The following is a 21,340-nucleotide window of genomic DNA, read 5'->3' as shown; positions in this document are numbered from 1 at the left end:
CCAGGGAACGGTTTGAGCTTCACCAGCGGGGAGACATGCCGTGGCCGATTCCCGCATCCAGGCGAGCGCCCAGCGGGTCAAGGCGGCCATCCGCCAGTACGGCGCCCAGGTCACCAGCTACGCCGTGCCGGTGGCGCTGACCCGCACCGCCCATGACGCTCGGGAGGAGCTGCGCCGGACGCTGCCGGCGACGTTCGATCGGCCGACGCCTTACACGGTCAACAGCACCTATGTCCAGCCCGCCAGCAAGGCCAGCCCGACGGCCTGGGTGGGCTTCAAGGACGGCTGGGACAAAGGCGTGCCAGCGACGCGCTACCTCTTGCCCAACGTCGAGGGCGGGCCGCGCCGCGAGAAGAGCATGGAGCGCCAGTTGCGCGGTTCGGGCCTGCTGGCTCCGGGCATGTTCGCGGTGCCGGGCGAAGAGGCACAACTGGATGCCTACGGCAACATGCCGCGATCGCAGATCGTCCGCATCCTGTCGCAGGTTCGGGCTTTTGGCGAGCAGGGGTATGACGCCAACCGGACCAATTCGGCCCGCAGCCGGGCGAAGCGGCGCAAGAATGGTCACTTTGTCGCGCTACGCGGCAACGCCAGTGGGCTGCCGCCGGGCATCTACCGCCGCGACGGGGCAGACGCCCGGCCGGTGATCCTGTTCGTCAAGCGACCCACCTACCGCCCACGCTTCCCGTTCGGTGCCATCATTGAGCGGGCGGTGCGCGCCAACATCGGCCGGCGCTTCAAGGAGGCCCTGGCCCAGGTCGACGCCCGCTTCGCCGCGCGGGGGCGGTGACGGGGCGACCGCCCGAGGCGGCAAGGTCGACGGGTCCTTCCCAGGGGGGATCCCCACGAGGGTAATTCGGGCCGCACCGGTCCACCGGCTGAGAAATTTTCAAAACGGAGTTTTTGTTTATGTCCAAGCCGGGCTCGCGGGTGAACCGCGCCGAGCTGGCCGACGTGTTTGGCGTCAGCCTGCCGACGATCGACAGCTGGGTACGCGACGGCTGCCCCTTCGCCGAGAAGGGCGCCAAGGGCCGGGAATGGGCGTTCGAAACCGCCAACGTCCACCGCTGGCTGGTCGACCGCGCCGTCGCCGACGTGGCCGCCGGCTACGAGGGCGAAATCGGCGGCATCACCGCCGAGGAGGCCAAGCGCCGCAAGGCGGTGGCCGACGCGGTGGTGGCCGAGATCGGCGCGGACGAGGCTCTGGACCAGGTTGTGAACCGGCATGAGGCGGCGGCCGATGTCGCCTCGTTCTGCATCAGCCTGCGGACCGGCCTGTCCAACGCCTGCGCCAAGTTCGCCGGCCGCGCCGCCGCGATGACCGGGGCGCCGGAAATCCAGGCGCTTGCCGAGAAGGAGATCAACCAAGCCTTCGACTCCGCCCGTGACGATCTGGCGAAGCGGTGGGGCGATGCACAAGGGGCTTGAGGCGGCGGCGCGGGTCAGCGCCCACCGCCACGGCGATTACCGCGTCGGTCGCGCCGGACTGCGGGCGTCGCTGCTGGCCCTGTTCGAGGGCACGCTGAAGTTCCAGGACCGCATGATCGGTTCCGTCTGGGCCGAGCGCTACGGCTGGATCCCGAAGGGCACCGGCGCCGAACACGGCAAGGTCACGCTCTACGGCTACCAGCGCGGGCTGGTGGACGTGATGTGCGACCCGAACATCCCGTTGCTGACCGTGCTGAAGGCAGCCCGCGTCGGCTACACCCGCTGCGCCACGTTGGCGGTGGGCTACCACCTCCACCAGGACCCGACGCTGTGCGCCATCGCCCAGCCGACGATCCCCGACGCCGAGGATTTCGGCAGCGGCGAAATCGCCCCCATGCTCCGCGACACGCCGGTGCTGGCGCCGCTGCTGCGGCCGGCGCGCAAGGGCGAGAAGCAGGACAACGCGACCTATTACCAGCTGAGCAACGGCGCCTCGGTCCGTGTGGTCGGCGCCGCGTCGGACGACGCCTTCCGCCGCTACTCGGCCCGCTTCCTGTTCGGCGACGAGATCGACGGCGAGGGGTGGACGCCGGGGGCCAAGACGCAGGGCGACAAGCTCAAGCTGTTCTGGACGCGCGGCGAAACCTTCTGGAACCGCAAACAGGTGCGCGGCTCCACACCGCTGATGATGGAGACGAGCCGGGTCTGGAAACTCTGGCTGAGTTCCGACCAGCGCCGCTATTTCGTGCCGTGCCCGCAATGCTCGGACGCCGCCGGCCACCTCGACGGCTGGCAGTATCTCGACTGGGGCGGGCCGGACCTGCCGCACGGGCTGAAATGGTCCACCGACGCCGAGGGCAACCTCGGCAAGGTCTGGTACGTCGGGACCTGCGGCTGCGTCATCGAGGAGCGGCACAAGGCGTGGATGGACGCCAACGGCGAATGGCGGCCGACCGCCAAGGCCAGGACGCCCGGCCATGTCGGCATGCACCTGTGGACGGGCATGTCGCTCAACCCCAACGCGGCCTGGCCGGTGATCGTCCAGGAATGGCTCGAGGCCCAGGCCGACCCGGCGACGCTGGTGCAGCCCTTCGTCAATCTGCGCCTGGGCCGACCCTACAAGGCGACCTACGGGCAGGAGCTGAAGGTCCAGGCGATCGCCGACCGCGCCGAACCGTACCCGGCCGAGGTGCCGCCCGGTGTGCTGTTCCTGACCGTCGGGGTGGACGTCCAGTCCGGCACCGTCAACCCGCGCCTGGAGGCCTCGGTCTACGGCTGGGGGCGTGGGCTGGAAGGATGGCTCATCGGTCACTTCGTCCTGCCCGGCGACCCGGCCAAGCCGGAGGTGTGGAACCGGCTGGACGCCCTGCTGAAGCGGCCTTTCCGCAAGCCGGACGGCACCACGCTGGACGCGCGGGCGGCCTGCATCGATTCCGGCGGCCACCACACGCAGGAAGTCTACGCTTTCTGCAACCGCCGCCGGACGCGCCGGGTCTGGGCGATCAAGGGCCGGTCGGAAACCAACGGCCAGCGGGGCAAGGTCTGGCCGCGCAAGCCGTCCAGCAAGCTCGGCTCGGTCTGGTACATGATCGGCGGCAACGCCGCCCGCGATTGGGCCTACACCAGCCTCGCCGTGGAAAAGCCCGGCCCTCGCCGGGTCCATTTCCCGATGGCGGTTCCCCCCGACGCGCGGGAGCTGGACGAGGAGTTCTTCGCCCAGCTGACCCGCGAGCGGCTGATCGTGCCGAAGGGCCGGCAGCACACCGTGTGGGAGAAGCCCAAGGCGCCGCACGAGGCGGGCGTCTGCTTCGTCTACGCCTACGCCGCCGTCTGCGGTCTGCAAGCCCTGTCCGGCACCTACGTGCGCCTGGGCGAGGCCGAGGCGGAGGAGCCGGACGCGGAGGCGGCGGCGGCGGCCGAAACCGCCGCGGCGTTGCCGGCGCCGGCACCGGAGACCAACGCCATCGCCGCCGCCATCGCCCGCGCCAAGCGGATGACCCAGCCGGCGGCTCCGGCCCAGCCGGCGGCGGCCCCGACCGCTTTCGACAAGGGAGAACTCTACCTATGACGGACCTCGCCACCCTGGAGTCCTGGCTCACCGAGGCGCGCACCGCGCAGCACGCGCTGCGCCTGGGCCGGCAAACGGTGACGGTGCGCTTCGGCGACCGCGCCGTCGAATACGCCCCGGCCAACCTCGCCCAGCTGACCAGCTACATCGGCTCGCTGGAGCGCCAGATCGCCGCCGCCAAGGGCCTGCGCGGCCCGCAGGTGTCGCCCTTCGTCCGGGTCCTCGGCTGATGGCCGGCGCTCCCGTCATTCTGGACGCCCACGGTCGGCCCATCACCCAGGCCGAGATCCGGCGGGCGCGGGCGCAGGCGGCCATGGGGTCCTATCTGGCGGGAACCGGCTCGGCGCCCGAGCTGCGCGACTGGACGCCCGGCGCCGGCTCGGCCGACGCGGACCTCGACGGCGACCGCCGCGCCATCGTCGCCCGCGCCCGCGACCTGGAGCGCAACGACGCGCTGGTCTCCGGAGCCGTCCAGTCGCTCAAGGACAGCGCGTTGGGCTTCGGCCTGGATTTCCAGAGCATGCCGAACTACCGGGCGCTGGGCATCAGCCGGGAGCAGGCGCAGGACGCCGCCACGCGCATCGAGGCGATCTGGCAGGAATGGAGCGACGACCGCGACTCCTGCGACGTGACGGGCCAGCTGCCCTTTGGCGCGCTGACCCGGCAGTCGGTGCAGTCCGATCTGGTCAACGGCGAGAGCTTGGCCCTCGCCCTGTGGCTGCCGGAGCGCCAGCGGCGCCTGGGCAGCCGCTTCGCCACCGTGTTGCAGGTGGTCGAGGCGGACCGGCTGTCCAACCCGCAGGACCGCGCCGGCGATCCCGCCCTGCGCGATGGCGTCGAGGTGGACAGCTACGGGGCGCCCATCGCCTACCACATCCAGTCCGCCCATCCCGGCGACACCTTCATGCCCTGGGGCATGGCGGCGGCGGCGTGGCAGCGCGTGCCCCTGCGCGGGCCGGGCGGACGGCGGACCGTCATCCACTCCTTCGACCAGAAACGCCCCGGCCAGCACCGGGGCGTGTCCGTGTTCGCCCCCGTGATGACCGAGCTGAAGCAGCGGGCGCGGTTCCAGCGCGCCGAGCTGCAAGCCGCCGTCGTCAACGCGGTGATCGCCGCCGTGCTGGAAAGCCCGGCCGATGGGCAGACCCTCCTCGACCTGTTCGGCGACGGTCAGGCCTACATGGAGGCGCGCGGCGCCCAGCCCACCGTCCACCTCGGCATCGGGCCGGGCGGCGCCATTCCCCGCCTGCTGCCCGGCGAGCGGCTGACCGGCTACAGCTCCAACCGGCCCAGCGCCGGCACCGACGGGTTCGTGACCAGCGTCTCCCGGCTGATCGCCGCCGGCATCGGCATGACCTACGAGACGTTCATGCGGGACTTCTCGAAGACCAACTATTCCAGCGCCCGCGCGTCGCTGCTGGAGGGCTGGCGCTTCGTGCTGTTCCTGCGCCTGCTGAAGACGCTGACGTGGTGCCGGCCCACCCTGGATCTGGTGATCGAGGAGGCGGTCTGGCGCGGCTACCTCGACCTGCCGGGGTTCGCCGAGAACCGTGCCCGCCGGCAGGCGTGGCTGCGGGGCGTTTGGCGTGGGCCGGCGCGCGGGTGGGTGGACCCGGTGAAGGAGATCACCGCCGCCGCCATGCGCGTGCGCCTGGGCATCTCCACCCTGCGGGACGAGGCCCTCGACCAGGGCCGCGACCTCGACGACCTGCTGGACCAGATCGCGCTGGAACAGGAAGCGCTGAAGGCGCGCGGCCTGACCCTGCCCGAGGTCAATTTCATGGCCCAGCCGGACCAACCCGAACCGGCGCCCGGCGCGTGACGGAGTCTCCCATGACCAAGACGATGCAGCCCGTGCTGGTGGCGCCGGCCTGGGCCGGGACGGCGGCGGCGCGGATGGCCCTGTTGCAGCAGGCCTCGGTCGACATGCCGGTGGGCTGTTACCGCGTCGGCGATGTCGGCGGCAACCGCCGCCCCTACGAGGTCGACCAGGGCGTCGCCGTCGTGTCGGTGGCCGGGCTGCTGGTGCCCAAGCTGGGCTACTGGGGCGGCAGTTGGGCGACCGGCTACGATGGGCTGCGCTACCAGCTCGCCCACGCCTTCGGCGATCCCGACGTGCGCGCCATCTGCCTGGACATCGATTCCGGCGGCGGCATCGTCAACGGCTGTTTCGACTTAGTCGATTGGATCGCCGCCGAGAAGGTCCGCGCCAGCAAGACGGTGGCGGCCATCTGTTCGGAAGAAGCCTACTCCGCCGCCTACGCAATCGGCTGCGCGGCCGACACCATCAGCGTGCCGCGCACCGGCGGGGTGGGGTCGATCGGCGTCTGGCAAATGCATTGGGACTATTCCCGCATGCTGGACGAGGCCGGGCTGAAGCCGAGCATCGTCCAGTCCGGCGCCCACAAAACCGATGGCCATCCCTACGCCGCCTTGCCCGAGGCGGTGCGCGCCGACTGGCAGGCCCAGGTCGACGGGCTGCGCCAGCTCTTCGCCGCAACCGTTGCGCGGCTGCGCGGCCTCGATGTCGCGGCGGTCCTCGCCACCGAGGGCCGCTGCTTTGAGGGACCGGCCGGCACCGCCGAGGCCGTGCGCCTCGGTCTGGCCGACGCGGTCCTGCCCCCCGCCGAGGCCTTTTCGGCCTTGCTGGACCATGTGAGGAACACCCCGTAATGGCCTTCAATTTTGCCCACCTCAACCCCTTTGGCCGCCCCAAGGCCGAGGGGACCACGCCGCCGGGCGCGTCCCAGGCGGAGACGCCGCAGGCCCAGGCCGGCGATACCGACCAGGGCACCGGCGACGGCAAGGAGACGGACAAGGAGGGCAACGGCAAGGAGAAGCCCGCCGCCGGTGCCGACGCGCAGGCCTCGGCCGTCGCCGAGCGCGAGCGCTGCGCCGCGATCCTCGCCGCCCCCGCCGCCGCCGGCCGCGTGCAGCTCGCCTGTCATCTGGCCTTCAACACCGGCCTGTCGGTCGCGGACGCCGTCACCGCGCTGGAGGCTGCGCCCAGCACCGCCGCCGCTCCGGAGGCGCCCGGCAACCCGAACGCGCTCGCCGCCATGGACGCCCATCCCAACCCGGCCGTCGGCGGTGCGGCCGACACCAGCGGCCAGAGCGGCGACGACAAGGCCGCCGCCGCCGTGCTGGCGAGCATGGCCGCCTGCGGCCTCATTCCGAAGAAGGACGGCAAGTGATGTTCACCCCCAGCGCCACCTCCCAGACCAACACCCCGCTGCCCTCGCTGATCGCGGGCGACTTTCCCCGCGTGACCCGCAAGGTGACGATCGCCAGCGGCGCCGGCCTGCTGATCGCCGGCACGCTGTTGGGCCGCATCACCGCCAGCAAGAAAATGGTGAAGTCGGCCTCGGCGTCGTCGGACGGGTCGCAGACCCCGAACGCCGTGCTGGCCGAGACGGTGGACGCTACGGCGGCCGACGCCGAGGCGATCGTCTACTTCACCGGCGAGTTCAACGCCGACCAGCTCACGCTGGGCACCGGGCACACCGCTGATTCGGTGCGCGACGGGCTGCGCGACCTGTCGATCTTCCTCTGAGGGATTCCCATGGACATCTACACCACCACCGCCATGCTGACGGTGCTGCGGTCGCTGCGTGCCGGCGCCCCGCGCTTCCTCCTCAGCATGTTCTTCCCGCTGGCCAGCTTCTCCGACGACGAAAAGATCCTGTTCGACGTCGAGATCGACGACATCGAGGTGGCGCCCTTCGTGTCGCCGCTGTCCGCCGGCCGGATCGGCACCGACACCGGCTACGAGACACGCATGTTCGCGCCGGCCTACATCAAGCCGCTGCACGACATCAAGCCGGGCGAGACGCTACGCCGTCTGGCCGGCGAACCGATCACCGGCTCCCTGTCGGCCGGCGCCCGCGAACAGGCGATCCTGGGGCAGAAGCTCCAGCGTCAGCAGACCATGATCCTGCGCCGCAAGGAGGTGATGGCGGCCGAGGTCCTGCGCACCGGCAAGTGCGTGGTGGAAGGGCCGGAGTATCCCAAGGTCCAGGTCGATTTTCAGCGCCATTCCGACCTGACCCTCGCCCTGACCGGCGGCGCCCGTTGGGGCGAGGCCGGGGTGTCGCCGTACGACGACGTGTCCGAGTGGATCAACCTCGTGGGTGCCAAGTCGGGCGCCGCCGTCAACGTCGTGGTGATGGACGCCAAGGCGTGGGCTCTGTTCGAAGCGGATCCCAAGCTCGAAAAGCGCATGGACCGGACGCTGGGCCAGACCGCCATCCTCGAGCTGGGCTTCAAGGCCGGGCTGCCTGGCACCCCGGTGTTCCAGGGCCGCATCGGCATGGTGGAGTTCTACACCTACAACGACACCTACACCGAGGCCGGCACCACCAAGGCCCTGCTGCCCGATCACACGGTGATCCTCGGCGCCACCGGCGCCATGGAGGGCACCCAGGCCCACGGCGCCATCCTCGACCCGCGCGCCGGCTATCAGGCCCTGGAGATCTTCCCCAAGAGCTGGATCGAGGAGAACCCCGGCCGGCGCGTGCTGCTGAGCCAGTCGGCGCCGCTGATCTATCCCCGGCGCCCCAACGCCGCCATGTGCGTGACGGTACGGTGATCCCATGGCCAACAAGCTGCGCATGAACGTGACGGTGAAGGTCAGCAAGACGGTGACCTTGAGGCCGGGCGCCATTGTCGAGGTCGAGAGTCGGGAGGACGAGAACGCGGTGGCGCTGGTGGCGCGCGGTTTCGCCTCCTGGGTTGGCGAGGGCGAGGCGGACACCGCGCCCGAGGTGCCGGTGGACCGCATCCTCGCGGCGATCGGCAAGCTCGATCCGGAGAACCCCGCCCACTTCACCAAAGCCGGCAAGCCGGAGGTGAAGGCCCTGTCCGACCTGCTGGGGGTGGAGATCACCGCCAAGCAGCGCGATGACGCCTGGGCGGCGGTCCAGGGCTAACCCTCTTCCAATCCGTGCGACGCGACCACGGGCGGCCTTCGGGCCGCCCGTAGCGTTTGGGGAAGCGCCATGTTCTTCGATGACCTCAACCTCGCCTGCGCCGCCACCTTCGGCGAGCCCGCAACCCTCCGCCGCCCCGGCCAGCCGGACGCGACGGTGTCCGGCATCTTCGACCGCCGGCACTATCAGGCCGACGTCGGGGACAGCGCCGTCTCGACCCTGCACACCACGCTGACGGTGATGGACGCCGACATCGGCGGTCCGGTGCCACCGGGCTCCACCGTCACGGTGCGGGGCAAGGCCTACAGCGTCGCCGACCTCCGCCCCGACGGGCAGGGCATGGCGGCGCTGGTGCTGAGGGACGCATGACCCACCAGCGCACCCGCATCCGCCACGCCGTCGCCGCCCTGCTGGCGCCGATCGCCCCCGTCTCCGTCAACCGCGACGATCCGTTGCAGGCCGGAGAGCTGCTGCCCTGTCTGGCCGTCTTCACCCCCGGCGAGGGTGTCCAGGAAATCACCAACGGTCGCCGCCAGCTCCGCACCATGGAGCTGGTGGTGGACGGTTACGCCCGCGCCGGGGCCGAGCTGGACGACCGGCTGGACGCCCTGGCGCTGGACATCGAGGCGCGAATCGCCGCCGGCCAGAAGCTGGGCGGCCTCGCCGACAAGGCGGTGCTGGTCCGCACCGTCACCGACCGGGTGACCGGCGGCGAGCTGCGGGCCGGGGTGGTCCGCCTCACCTTCGCGCTGACCTACCAGACCGCGTTCGGCCAGCCCGACGCCTGACCCTCCGACACCCCGTCCGGAGCGTTCCCCCGGCCGCCGCGCGCGGCCTTTTTCACGCCCAAGGAAAGGCATCATCATGAGCGGCAAAGCGGTTCAGAGCGCCGGAGCGCGCTTCTTCATCGCCACCGGCGCCTCCGCCACCACCCTCTGCACGACGCAGGCGGCCTACGAGGCGCTGACCTATGTCGAGGTCGAGGAAATCGAGGACATCGGCGCCTTCGGCTCCACCCACGAAAAGGTGACCTACAAGACCCTGAGCGACGGCGCCGTCCACAAGCGCAAGGGCACGGTCGACCACGGCTCGCTGACCATCAAGCTCGCCCGCATCCCCACGGCGGTCGGTCAGGCGGCGGTCAAGGCGGCCCGCAAGGACCGCAAGAACGGCTACTGCGTCAAGATCACGCTGGACGACGCGCCCGAGGATGGCACCCCGACCACGGTCTACGCCTTCGCCTACGTCCTCTCCTACACCTTCGAAATCGGCTCCAACGACAAGATCGTCGAGGCGACCGTCAACATCGAGATCGACGCCGAGCCGATCGAGGTCGCGGCGGCCGAAGACTGACCGTCCGCCCCCAGGCCGGTGGCCCTGAGCGGCCACCGGTTCCCTTCCCGCTGCGTTTTCCCCCGAGGTCCGCCCCATGCCCACCCCCCCGCGCTTTTCCCACGGCGTTATGACCGTCACCCTCGACGGCGAGGACATCGACCTGCTGGCCAACGTGCGCGCCTCGCGCACCATCTGCCGTCTCTACGGCGGCCTGAGCGAGGTGATGACCAAGGCCAACGTCTACGATTTCGACACGCTGGTGACCGTCATCAACGCCGGTTCCGGCCGCGTCGGCAAGGCGGCCGAGGCCACCGCCGACGCCGTCTTCAACGAGGGCATCGTCACCGTGGCGCCCTGGATCGTCACCTTCATCAACTTCCTGGCGGCCGGCGGCAAGGTGGCCAAGTCCGACACAGCCACGACCGAAGACGGCAAGACGGAGGAGGAGGCGCCGGGGGAAGCCATCTGACCTTCGCGGAGTACGCGGACGAGATGTTCCGCTACGCCACGGGCTGGCTGGGATGGACGCGGGACGTGGCGCTCGATGCGCCCTTTCCGGACATCAAGATGGCCCTGGACGGGAAGGTCGATTTCCTCGCCGCGACCACGCCGGGGGGCAAGCGTAAGGAGCGCAAGCCCGGCAAGGCGGCGCTGAACACGAAGCTCAAGGCCATGCTCGGCCTGGGCAAGCCAAAGGGCGCCGGGTGACCGGCGCCCTTTTCTTTTGGGGGTGCGGGCATGGCTGTTGAGCTTCCCGGCATGATGGTTCCGGTCACCGCCGACGACGCCGCGATGCGGCGCGTGCTGGCCCAGGCCGAGAACCGGGTCGACCAGTTCGCCGGCAAGCTCGACGGCTCCCTGCGCCGGGTCGACGGCGCCTTCGATCGCCTGGGCCGTTCCGCCTCGGGCGCCGCCACCGCCGTGGTCGCCCTCGCCGGGGTGCGGATCGGCTCCGGCCTCGCCGACTCCCTGTCCGACGCCGCCAAGTCGGCGATGGCGTTCCAGACCGCCATGGCCCAGGTCGGCACCCTGCTGAAGGGCGCCGACACCAGCCGTTACGCCGCCCAGGTCAAGGACCTGTCCCGCCAGTTCGGCCAGCTGCCGACCGACCAAGCCAAGGCCCTCTACGAGATCATCTCGGCCGGCGCCAACAGCGCGGCCAACGCCATCGGGGTGCTGACCGAGGCCAACAAGCTGGCGATCGGCGGCGTCACCGACGTGCAGACCGCCGCCGATGGCCTGACCTCCGTCCTCAATTCCTACGGCGCCGCCGTCGGCAGCGTCACCGATATCTCCGACGCCTTCTTCGCGAGCGCCGCCGCCGGCAAGACCAACATCAAGGAGCTGGCCACCTACGTCGGGCAGGTGGCGCCGATCGCGGCGCAGACCGGGGTGTCGTTCGATGAGCTGATGGCCTCGGCGGCGGCGCTGACCGCCAACGGCATCAAGACCTCCACCGCCATGGACGGCATGCGGTCGGTGATCGCCGCCGTGCTGAAGCCGTCGCAGGAGGCCACCAGCGCCGCCCGCGCGCTCGGGCTGGAGTTCAACGCCGGGGCGCTGAAGGCCAAGGGCTTCGCCGGCTTCCTCCAGGACGTGGCCGACAAGACCGGCGGCAGCTCCGACTCGCTGGCCCTGCTGTTCGGCGGCGTCGAGGCCCTGCTGCCCGTCATGGCCCTGGCCAGCCGGGAAAGCACCGCCTTCGCCGACGCCCAGAAGGAGCTGCACGACAAGGCCGGCGCCACCGAGGCCGCCTATCGCCGGATCGCCGAGACCACCCAGCAGACCGCCGACCGGGTCAAGGCGGCGGCCGCGATCTACCGCGTGGAGTTGGGCGACCGGTTGCTGTCGGCGGTTCAGCCGGCCATGTCCGGGCTGGCCAACAACTTCGACGCGGTGACCGGGGCGGCCGAGACCGCCGCCTTGGCGCTGGGCGCGGTCTTCGTGGCACGCGGGGTCGGGCCGGCGGTCCAGGCCGCCGGGCAGTTCGCTACGGCACAGGCCGCCATGCGCGGCGAGCTGGTGGCCAACACCGGGCATCTGCTGGCCAAGGAGGCGGCGCTGCGCGCCGGGGCTGCCGCCACGGTGGAGGCGGCCACCGCCGACCTCGCCGCCGCCAAGGCCGCCCAGACCAAGGCGCGCTCCGACCTCGCCGCCCGCGCCGCCCAGATGGAAAACGCCGTGGCGGTGGACGGCGCCATCGGCAAGACCGCCCGGCTGATCCAGGCCGAGGAGGCGCTGACCGCCGCCCGCGCCACCCGCGCCACCCGCGCCGCCGCCGACGCGCGGGTCGCCGAGACCACGGTCGCGCTGACCATGGCGCAGGACGCCCAGGCCTCGGCCATCGCCCGCACCGGGCTGGCCGCCACCGTGGCCTCGCGCGGCATGGCGGTGCTGTCCGGAGCCATGGCGCTGGTCGGCGGTCCGGTGGGCGCGGCGCTGCTGGCCGGCGCCGCCGCCGTCGCGGTGTTCTCCAGCGGCATGACCGCGTCGGAGAAGGCGACCCGCCTGCACGGCGAGGCCATGCGCGATTTCGACGCCGCCTTCGACCGCAGCACCGGCAAGGTCAAGACGATGACGGAGGCGGTCGCCGCCCTGCGCCGTCAGAACCTGGAGGCCGCCCGCGACGCCGCCCTGGCGGCGGTCAAGCAGGAAGAGACCTACGCCCGCGCCGGCTCCTTCAAGATCGACCGCGCCGCCTACGAGTCCGGCCTGTCCAAGGCCGACGCGGCCAAGGTCTTCGCCCCGGCGCGCGACCTGCAACAGCAGTTTCTCGCCGGCACGATCGGCGCCGAGGAGCTGTTCGCCGCCATCGACAAGCTGGCCCGGCAGGACGAGCGGCTGAAGCCGCTGGCCAAGGCGTTTTCCGAGTGGGCCGCGCCGCTGGCCAAGGCCAAGCAGGAGGTCAAGGAGAGCGAGGCGGGGCTGGCGCTGCTGAACGGCACCGCCGACGACGCGGCCAAGGCGGTGCTGGGCATCGGCAGCAACGCGGCGACGGCGGCGACCGGGTTCCAGACCATGGGCGGGGAGGTGGCCGGGCTGACGGCCAAGCTCGCCGATCTGGCCGCCAAGGCGAAGCTGCTGGAGGTGCCGGCCGGCTACCAGCGCCGGCTGGCCGAGTTGGTCGGGCCGGAGCCGGCCAACGGCGACGCCAAGGATCTCGCCCTCTGGCGCAAGAAGCGCGACGCGGCCGACGCCACGCTGCGCCCGATCGTCGGGCTGGAGACCCGCGACCAGACGGCCGAGCTGGAGCGGCAGGCCAACGGGCAGCGCCTGCTGGCCGGCGCCGTCAGCGACGCGGCCAAGGCCCAGGCGCAGAACCGCGTCGAGTTGGCCAAGGTGGCGCTGGAGTATCCCGGCCTCGGCGCCGAGACGGCCAAGACGCTGCTGACCACCAAGGACTTCGGCGCGGTGCTGAAGACGCTGCCGCTCGATCTGCAACAGCGCTGGGCGGTGCTGCAATCGTCGTCGCAGGCGCAGCTGGCCGGGGCGGCGGCGCAGGGCACGGTGCAGCTGACGTTGCAGACCGAGGCGCAGGCGCGTCTGGCCGCCGCCGCCGGCAAGGGCGAGGCGGCGACCCGGCGGGCGACGATCGAGAACCAGGTCGCGGCGGCGGCGGTCCATGGGCTGGCGGCGGCGACGCGCACCAACCTGGAGGCGCAGGAAAAATCCACCCAGCAGCAGCTCCGCTCCGAGTCCAGCCAGCCGATCCTGGCTCACATCGAGAACCAGAAGGCGCTGGTGGCGGCCTACGCCAAGGGGCCGGCGGCGGTGCAGGCGGCGGAGGTCGCCGAGAAGGCGCACACGCTGGCGCTGAAGGAGGGCGAGGAGGGCACGGCCAAATACGCCGAGGCCAAGGCGCACTACATCGCCCTCCTGGAAGAGGAGGCGCGCGGGGCGGCGGCGGTGGCGGCCGGGCCGCTGTTGCAACAGCAGCGCGACCAGCTGGCGCTGGGCCAAAAGCAGATCCTTCTGATCGGCGCCTCGGCCGAGCAGCGCGCGGTGGAGCTGGCGCGCACCCAGGCGCTGATCGATCTGCGGGCCAAGAACATCGATTCGGCGAGCAAGGAGGGGCAGACCTACCTCGCCAACGCCGAGGCCCTGGCCAAGCAAGGCCTGGAGCTGGAGCGCACCAACGCGGCCTATGACGAGCTGGCCAAGTTTGGCGAGCGCGGCATGGACGCCGTGCTGGACAAGCTGGTGGCGGCGGGCAAATCGACCATGTCCTGGGCCGACGCGGTCAGCGCGGTCGGGGTCGAGTTTCAGCAGCTCGCCATGAAGATGGCGCTCATCAACCCGATCAAGAACGCGGTGCTCGGAACCAACCTGCCGACCCTGTTCGACTTCGGGTCGATCGGCGGGGCCTCGGGCGGGGGCGGTGGGATCTCGGCCGAGGGCACGCTGCTGAGCAACGGCTCCAGCATGCTGCAAAATCAGGGCTTGTCCTGGGGCATGTCCAAGCTCGGCGTCAGCCCGACCAGCATGCTGGACAGCTTCGGCACCAACTACCTGGGGATCGCCCCGACGCTGGCCTCCTCCGGCTACGTCGCGCCCACGGTGACGCTGGCCAACGGTTCGGTGGTGCAGGCCAGCTCCGCCGTGCAGGCCTCCCAGCTCGCCAACCTCGCGGAGACCTCCTCGGCCTTCGCCGGCTCGGCCGGCGGGGGTGCCGGCGGCATCGCCGGCAGCGGAGTCGGGCTGGGCACCGCCGCCATGGGCGTGGTCGGCGCGGCCGGCGCCGGCTACATGGTCGGCGGCTATCTCGGCACCAAGACCAACAGCAAGGCGGTCGGCGCGGCCGGCGGCGCGGCGGCCGGCGCCATGTACGGTACGATGATCCTGCCCGGCTGGGGCACGGCGATCGGCGCCATCGTCGGCGCCATCGCCGGCATGGTCGGCACCCAGAAGAAGTCCTCCGGTCCCAACGGCGAGTCGGTCCTCGCCGCCAGCGACAAGGGCATCACCGTCTCCCGCAACATGACGGACAACGACGGGGACGACAGCTACACCAAGCAGCTGGGCGACACCGCCTCCACCGCGCTCAACGCGCTGATCGGGGTGGTGGGCGATAAGTTCACCCCGAACAAGGGCGGCGAGTTCGGCTCGGTCCGCTGGGCGGCCAACACCGACAAATACACGTCGCGCGTCGGCGGCATCGACCAATCCTTCGATGACGCGGACCAAGCGATGCAGGATTTCCTGCGCCGCACGCTCCAGCTCTACGCCGGCACCGGCGAGCTGGCCGGGGTCAACGCCGACGTGAAAAAGGCGCTGTCCACCAGCACCGCGAAGAACTCGGAAGACCTCGCCACCGACTTGGCCTTCGCCGACGGCTTCCGGTCGCAGTTCGACGCGATGAACGCGTCGCTCAACCCGACCAACAACCAACTGAAGGTGTTCACGGACAACGCCAAGGCGCTGGGCGAGCAGATCAAGACCAACATCACCGATTGGCGGAGCAAGGCCTCCGAGTTGGGGCTGGCGACCGAGACCGAGCTGACCGAGGCGGCCCGGCGCGGCATCACCGCCATGATGGGGCTGGGGCCGGCGATCGCCCCGCTGGTCGGGATGCCCGCCGTCACCGAGCAGGCCCGCATCGAATTCGAGGCGTTCCGCCCGGCGCTGGTCGGGCTGGGCTACTCGGCGACCGAGGTGGCGGACCTCGCCGTCCGCTACACCGCCAAGGCGAAGGACGCCTACAACGACAGTGCGGCCTTGCTTCAGCGGCAGGGCGCGGTGTCCGTCGCGGCGCTGACCAACAGCTTTGCCCGTCTCTCCACCGCCGACCAGTTCCGCGCGGCCGGCGCCAGCAAGGACACGGTGACGGCGCCCGCCTTCGCGGCGCTCGCCGGCACCCTCGACTCGATGGCGGCGACCGCCCAGCGCGGCGCCCTGACGGTCGCGGACGTGAATTGGCAGATGGGCGCCCTCAACAAGACGCTGTACGACGGCGTGCTGACGGTGGAGCAGTACGGCAGCGCCGTCAGCTTGGTGACGGGAGCCTTCCAGGCCAGCCAGCAGGTTCTCAGCACGCTGCGGCAGGGCTGGGCGAGCATCCAGGCGATCACCGAGCCGAACCGTAAGCAGACCGCCGCCGACGTGCTGAACGGCGCCATGGTCAACGGCGGCGCCGAGGGCGTGGCGGCTTTCTCCGAACGGCTCCAGGGGCTGTTCACGGCGATCCACGCCGGCACCGCCTCGTTCGAGGAGCTGGGCGCCACCTACCGCCAGTTGGTGCCGCTGTTCCAGTCTGGCGTCCTCACCGGCGACCAGTTCAACACCGTCATCGGCGCGATGGCGGAGACCTGGAAGACGGCCAAGACGACCGCCGCCGCCACGGCGGCGTATCAGTCCGACCTCAACGCGCGGATGCACACCGCCGTGGGCCGCCTGCGCACCGCCGGGCTGCTGACGCTGGACCAGCAGCAGGCCAAGGAGCTGGCCGACGCCCAGGACAACGGGCGCGACACCGCCGGGCTGCTGATGATCCAGGCGGCCGAGCGCGCGGCCCAGGCCTTCACGCTGGCGCAGCAGGACGTGACGGAGTGGTACGACCGCCAGATCACCGCCCAGCAGGACATCGTGACCGCGCTTCAGGACGGCGCGGTGAAGGTGGCGCAGTTCGCCCGCCAGTTCGCCGACGCGCGCGGCGCCTTGCGCGAGGGCGAGGATTCGCCGCTGGCGCCGGGCGTGAAGATGGCCGAGGCGGAGGCGCGCTTCCGCACCGCCTACGCCACGGCGACGTCGACCACCGCGACCGAGACCGAGACGGAGGCCGCTCGTCAGCTCCTCCTCCAACTCGGTCCGCAGCTGGTGGCGATGGAGAAGGCGGCCAGCGGTCAAACCGCCTCGGCCCTGTTCAACTTGGTCGACAGTGTCTTCCGCGAGCTGGGCGACGCCACGGCGCTGGGGGTGGACACCGCCGACCGCCAGCTGGAGACCGCCCAGAACACCCTGAAGGAGCTGCAAAAGGCCCGCACCGACGCGGCCAACCTGGGGCAGCGCCAGCTCGGCAGCCTGACCGACCTCACCAGCGTGATGAACCAGAGCTACGCGGTGTGGCAGGCGGCGCTGGTGCCGTTGCAGGGCCTCACCGGCACGACCTCGGGCGCCACGCTGGCGCAGATGACCACCGGCCTGACCGCCGGGTCGCTGCCCGCCGTGATGACCTGGGCGCGGGCGCAGGGTGCCGGCACGGTGCAGCAGGTTCTCCAGGCGGCCGACGCCCAACTCGGTTGGGCCAACAACCCCTACCGCTACACCTCGCCGGCCGAGCTTCAGCCGGTTGGTCAGTACATGTCGGGGGACGATTTCCTCGGCGTGATGCGTTCGATCGGCTTTACCGGCGACGTGGGGGCGGCGAACAGCTGGATCGCCGCCTACGGCAAGGCGGGCGTGTACGAGGCGGCGGTGCGGGCCTGGGCGCACGACCATGGCGTGCCCGGCTTCGAGACCGGCGGAGTCATCGGCAACGGCGCTTTTGGCCGGGACTCGGTGCTGGCCCGCTTTGCCGGCGGCGGCACGGTGATGCTGGCCGGCGGTGAAGGGGTGCTGACGGCTGGCGCCACCTCGGCCATTGGATCGGACGCCGTCGCCTACATCAACCGCCACCACGCGCTGCCGGCGCTCGATGTCGCCCCGCCGTCGCCGACCATCGCCTTCCGCCGCCCCGACCTGAGCACCGGCGGCGGGGCCGGGGTGGCGGAGTTGGTGGCCGCCGTCGAGGGCCTGCGCGCCGAGGTCCGCGCCATCGGCGACGCCGACCGCACCCAGCGCGCCCGCATCGGCGGCGACGCCGCCGCCCTGCTGGAGCGCATCGAGTCGACCACCGCCGACCTGTCCAAGAAACTCGCCAACACCCGGAGGGCCGCCTGATGAAGGTGCGTCTGATCGACCTGCTTTGTTACCACAAGCCCAGCGGCCACGTTCACCGCTGGCACCTCGCCACCTTTCCCGGCTACCAGTCCGGCCCGGCCGACACCCCGGCCTCGGTGACGTGGTTGCCGCTGGTGACGGCCGGCGCCGACGCCTCGGTGCTGATCGGCAGCCTGGGCGCCGCCGACGGGCAGGCCGAGCTGCGCATCGGCGACCTCGTCCTGCGCAACGAGCGGACCCGCCTTCCGGCGGCGCGCTGGGCCAACGTCCTCGATGTCACCACCGGGACGTGGCTGCGGGTGGAGCTGGACGAGCGGCCGCTCAACATCCTGCTGACCGATTACGTCCTCCAGTCGATCACCGAGCGGGAGATCGAGGCGGACGCCCCGCTGGCCACGGCGGTGACGATCTGGAGCGCGCGCGCCGGGCTGCCCAAGCCCAAGCGCACCGAGATCGCCGTGCCGATCCACGATTTCCGGTTGGATTTCGACACGCCGGTCCAGGTCGCGCGTTACGCCGGCACCGGCGGCTTGGAGGGGCCGGAGGAGCTGAAGGACGTGCTGAAGGAGGTGCCGCTCGGGCACTGCCCGATGGCGCGGCCGACCTACCTGGGCATCGTCGGCGGCTATCACCGCTGGTCGGTGGGCGGCGGCCAACCGGTGCAGGACGTGCCGCGCGGCTGGTCCTCGGGCGTCGCCGTCCTCAAGCAGGCCGGCGCCACCCCCAGCACCAACGCCTACTACACCGTGGACCTCGCCACCGGGATCCTCACCACCACCGTCAAATACGCCGACTTCCGGGTCGAGGTGCTGGGCCGCCGGTTCGCGGGAGTCTACCAGCACCGCATCGGCGCGCTGATCGGCGCGCTCGCCACCTCGGCCGGGCTGGTGACGGCGGTGGACAGCGCCGGCATGGACGAGGCGCCGCGCACCGTAGGGATGTTCCTGGCGGCCGGCGACGGCGCCAGCCACGCCAGCGTCTACGCCAAGCTGGTGGGCTCGGTGCCGCGCGGCGGTTGGTATCTTGGCACCGCCGGGCAGCTGGTGGTGACGCGGGTGCCACATCCCGACGCGGCCACCCCGCTGCGCCGCTACAGCACCGCCGCCGGCACCACCACCGGGCTGGTTCACATCGAGGGCCAGCACAGCCCGCCGGCCAAACAGGTGGTGCTGCGCTACGCCCACAACCCCAGCCCCGGCAACACGGTGGCCGACGACGCCCTGCCCAACCTCGCGGACGTGACTCGCTGGAAACAGGAATGGCGCGAGGCGGCCTCGGCGACCGACGCCGGCATCGTCGCCGCCTACGGCAACGCCGCCAAGGTGGCCACCGTCGAGACGGCGCTGACGCTGGAGGCCGACGCCCAGGCCGAGCTGCCCGGCTGGGTGGCGGAGCTGGCCAGCCCGCCGTCGCTCTACGAGCTGCCGGCGCTGGACGGCGCCCCCGGCCTGTGGATCGGCGACACCGTCACGGTGGAGGACGACATCGCCGGTTTCGAGGAGGACGGCGCCCCGGTGGTGATCTACGGCCGGACCATCGCCGACCGCACCGGCGGCGCCACCCTCTACGTGGCGCGCTGACATGGCGGGACTCCTGGCCCACATCAACGAGGTTGCCGAACAACCCTGCGCGGTCACCGGCGCGGCCGGCGACTGGAGCCTGACGGCGCCGCTCGACGCCATGAAGGGCCTGCCGCTGGTCGACGCCGCCGTCTCCACCCGGATCGGCACCGTGGACGCCCCGGTGGTCTTCGAGATCGAGTTCGAGCGGCCGACCTTCTTGACCTACGCCGGCCTCTTCCGGACGAATTTCTGGAAGACCGGCCGGGTGCGCTTCGAGGCGTTCAAGACGACGGCACGCGATGCGCTCGCCTTCAGCACCCAGGGCGTGGTCGGCATCGACCGGCTGGTGCTGCCGGGGCTGTACGATCCCAAGACCCTGCGCTTCGGCGCGGAAAACACCCTGTTCGGCCAGCTGGGCGCGCGGGAATACCTGCGCTACCCGACGAACATCCACGTCGTCCTGCCGCTGGTCTCGGCCCAGGTGCTGCGCTGGACCGTCTACGGTCCGGCCTACCGCGTCCTCGGCTCGGGTTACAGCACCAGCGAGACCGCCTATCGCATCGGCCACGCTTGGGCGGGCGACAGCCTCCAGTTCGAGCGGCACGTCGGCGGTTCGGGCGAGGGCTACAAGCGCGGCGGCAAGGTCACCGAGCTGGCCGGCGGCGGCGTCTCGGTGGAGCCGGGGCGCGGCCGGCGGCTGGCCACGCTGGACCGGCAGGTCAACGAGGCCGGCGACCGCGACCGTCTCTACGACCTCGTCACCTTCCTGGACGCCGACCGCCCGGCGGTGTGGCTGCCCGACACCGACAGCCCCTTCGATTGCTTCCGCTACGGCGGGCTCTACCAAGTCCTTGAGGACTATGCCCACAAGTACCTCAACGACCGGCACACCGCCTCCACCCTTTCCCTCGGCGAGGTCACGACATGAGTTGGCTCACGGACATGCTGGGAGCGGCCAACCGGCTGCTGACCTACTACAACGGCGATGAGAAGACGGCGCTGAACCCTGGCGGCATGACCGGGCCGGACGGCATGGCGCAGAACTGGGATCCCTGCATCCGCGACCTCGGCACCGGCCTCAAGGGCGTGGGCGAGGCGCTGACCAGCATGGCGGCGAGCGAGACCGCCGCCACCGGGTCGGCCACCGCCGCCGCCGGCAGCGCCGCCGGGGCGGCGGGCAGCGCGGCGGCGGCGCACACCGATCGCGTGGTGGCCGATGCCGACGCCCAGGCGACGGCGGCCGACCGGCTGGCGGTGGCGGCCGACAAGACGGCGGTCCATGCCGACCGGGTCGCGGCCGACGCTGACGCCCAGGCGACCGCCGCCGACCGGCTGGCCGTCGCCACGGACAAGACGGCGACGCACGCCGATCGCGTGGCGGCCGACGCCGACGCAGCCGCCACGGCGGCCGACCGGCTGGCGGTGGCGGCGGACAAGGCCACGGTCGCCGCCGACAAAAGCGCGACGCACACCGACCGGCTGGCGGCCGACGCGGCGGCGGCGCAGGCGCAAGCCGCCGCCGCCGGGGTGAACCTGCCCATCGTCTCGGCCGCCGATGCGGGCAAGAGCCTGATCGTCAACCCCAGCGGTACCGGCTTCCTGACGGGCGACGTCGGCCTGTCTCTCGCTCAACAGCACGCCCTCGCGGCGTCCTTCCTCTGACAACCGGAGTTTCCCAGCATGGCGACCAAGTCCACCGCCGTTTTCCCGCAGACCTTGGTGTCGGGCAACGCCGTGACCACGGCGGCCAACGTCACACTGACCGGCACTCCCGACAACACAGTCCCGCTGCTGACGGCGCCGAGCGACGGCGCCGAGATCAACGGCCTCACCGTGCTGCCATGCGCCACCTGTGCGGCGACCGTGGCCTACCTCTACGCCAGCAAGGACACCGGCACCACCAAGAGGCTGATCGCCGCTAAGCTGGTCGCCGCCACCACGGTTTCGACAACCGCCGCAGCGACGGCGGTCGATTTCGGCTTTTCGGACAGCAACCTGTTGCTGCTGGCCGGCAACGAGCAGCTTTTCGTCGGCACCAGCGTGGCTCTGGCCGCCGGCTTCAGCTGGCACGCCCAGGGGCGCGGCTACACGGGGAGTGTCTGACCATGCCGGGTTTCCGACCTTTCGGGCGAATGGGCCGGGCG

The 21,340-nt window shown here is 71.4% G+C and carries 20 protein-coding genes; all 20 read left to right on the top strand.

Annotated elements, in window-relative coordinates; all coding sequences use genetic code 11:
• Positions 1–40 precede the first annotated feature (40 nt).
• The 20 genes from EJ913_RS27115 (at position 41) to EJ913_RS27020 (ending at position 21,299) form a co-directional block, all read left to right on the top strand.
• Complete coding sequence (locus EJ913_RS27115) at positions 41–790, top strand: hypothetical protein (protein WP_127003829.1); 750 nt, start codon at positions 41–43, stop codon at positions 788–790.
• Between the two features lie 119 nt (positions 791–909).
• Entirely contained in the window at positions 910–1,428 is a 519-nt protein-coding gene (locus EJ913_RS27110; RefSeq protein ID WP_127003827.1) for a terminase small subunit, read from the top strand.
• Positions 1,412–3,496 (top strand): phage terminase large subunit family protein, encoded by a 2,085-nt coding sequence (locus EJ913_RS27105; protein ID WP_127003825.1) that lies wholly within the window; start codon positions 1,412–1,414, stop codon positions 3,494–3,496. Before EJ913_RS27110 ends, EJ913_RS27105 begins: the two co-directional genes overlap by 17 nt.
• Positions 3,493–3,726, top strand: a complete 234-nt coding sequence (locus EJ913_RS27100; protein ID WP_127003823.1) for a phage head-tail joining protein — start codon at positions 3,493–3,495, stop codon at positions 3,724–3,726. The genes EJ913_RS27105 and EJ913_RS27100 overlap by 4 nt, the downstream gene beginning before the upstream one ends.
• Entirely contained in the window at positions 3,726–5,318 is a 1,593-nt protein-coding gene (locus tag EJ913_RS27095; protein WP_244939506.1) for a phage portal protein, read from the top strand. Before EJ913_RS27100 ends, EJ913_RS27095 begins: the two co-directional genes overlap by 1 nt.
• A gap of 11 nt (positions 5,319–5,329) precedes the next feature.
• A complete protein-coding gene (locus EJ913_RS27090) occupies positions 5,330–6,169 on the top strand; it encodes a S49 family peptidase (protein WP_127003819.1) in 840 nt (279 codons plus the stop codon).
• Positions 6,169–6,690: a hypothetical protein gene (locus tag EJ913_RS27085; protein ID WP_127003817.1), complete on the top strand. Its 522-nt coding sequence runs from the start codon at positions 6,169–6,171 to the stop codon at positions 6,688–6,690. Before EJ913_RS27090 ends, EJ913_RS27085 begins: the two co-directional genes overlap by 1 nt.
• Positions 6,690–7,049, top strand: a complete 360-nt coding sequence (locus EJ913_RS27080; RefSeq protein ID WP_127003815.1) for a head decoration protein — start codon at positions 6,690–6,692, stop codon at positions 7,047–7,049. The genes EJ913_RS27085 and EJ913_RS27080 overlap by 1 nt, the downstream gene beginning before the upstream one ends.
• Before the next feature lie 9 nt (positions 7,050–7,058).
• Positions 7,059–8,084, top strand: coding sequence for a major capsid protein (locus tag EJ913_RS27075; RefSeq protein ID WP_127003813.1), 1,026 nt, complete (start codon positions 7,059–7,061; stop codon positions 8,082–8,084).
• A gap of 4 nt (positions 8,085–8,088) precedes the next feature.
• Positions 8,089–8,424 (top strand): hypothetical protein, encoded by a 336-nt coding sequence (locus tag EJ913_RS27070; RefSeq protein ID WP_127003811.1) that lies wholly within the window; start codon positions 8,089–8,091, stop codon positions 8,422–8,424.
• A 69-nt stretch (positions 8,425–8,493) separates the two neighbouring features.
• Positions 8,494–8,793, top strand: a complete 300-nt coding sequence (locus EJ913_RS27065) for a head-tail joining protein (RefSeq protein WP_127003809.1) — start codon at positions 8,494–8,496, stop codon at positions 8,791–8,793.
• On the top strand, positions 8,790–9,212 hold the full coding sequence (locus EJ913_RS27060; protein ID WP_127003807.1) for a hypothetical protein: 423 nt from the start codon (positions 8,790–8,792) through the stop codon (positions 9,210–9,212). Before EJ913_RS27065 ends, EJ913_RS27060 begins: the two co-directional genes overlap by 4 nt.
• Positions 9,213–9,288: 76 nt before the next feature.
• On the top strand, positions 9,289–9,777 hold the full coding sequence (locus tag EJ913_RS27055) for a hypothetical protein (RefSeq protein ID WP_127003805.1): 489 nt from the start codon (positions 9,289–9,291) through the stop codon (positions 9,775–9,777).
• 76 nt (positions 9,778–9,853) lie between these two features.
• Positions 9,854–10,228: a hypothetical protein gene (locus EJ913_RS27050; RefSeq protein WP_127003803.1), complete on the top strand. Its 375-nt coding sequence runs from the start codon at positions 9,854–9,856 to the stop codon at positions 10,226–10,228.
• A gap of 23 nt (positions 10,229–10,251) precedes the next feature.
• Complete coding sequence (locus EJ913_RS27045; protein ID WP_127003802.1) at positions 10,252–10,467, top strand: hypothetical protein; 216 nt, start codon at positions 10,252–10,254, stop codon at positions 10,465–10,467.
• A 30-nt stretch (positions 10,468–10,497) separates the two neighbouring features.
• Positions 10,498–17,634 (top strand): phage tail tape measure protein, encoded by a 7,137-nt coding sequence (locus tag EJ913_RS27040; RefSeq protein WP_211099048.1) that lies wholly within the window; start codon positions 10,498–10,500, stop codon positions 17,632–17,634.
• Positions 17,634–19,214, top strand: a complete 1,581-nt coding sequence (locus tag EJ913_RS27035) for a hypothetical protein (protein WP_127003800.1) — start codon at positions 17,634–17,636, stop codon at positions 19,212–19,214. Before EJ913_RS27040 ends, EJ913_RS27035 begins: the two co-directional genes overlap by 1 nt.
• 1 nt (position 19,215) lies before the next feature.
• Positions 19,216–20,124 (top strand): hypothetical protein, encoded by a 909-nt coding sequence (locus EJ913_RS27030; protein ID WP_127003798.1) that lies wholly within the window; start codon positions 19,216–19,218, stop codon positions 20,122–20,124.
• Positions 20,121–20,858, top strand: coding sequence for a hypothetical protein (locus EJ913_RS27025; RefSeq protein ID WP_127003796.1), 738 nt, complete (start codon positions 20,121–20,123; stop codon positions 20,856–20,858). The genes EJ913_RS27030 and EJ913_RS27025 overlap by 4 nt, the downstream gene beginning before the upstream one ends.
• A gap of 18 nt (positions 20,859–20,876) precedes the next feature.
• Positions 20,877–21,299: a hypothetical protein gene (locus EJ913_RS27020; protein WP_127003794.1), complete on the top strand. Its 423-nt coding sequence runs from the start codon at positions 20,877–20,879 to the stop codon at positions 21,297–21,299.
• The last annotated feature ends 41 nt before the right edge of the window (positions 21,300–21,340 follow it).

The organism is Azospirillum doebereinerae, from assembly GCF_003989665.1.
In the GTDB taxonomy this organism is placed as follows: domain Bacteria; phylum Pseudomonadota; class Alphaproteobacteria; order Azospirillales; family Azospirillaceae; genus Azospirillum; species Azospirillum doebereinerae.
This window is presented reverse-complemented; position numbering and strand designations above follow the sequence as displayed.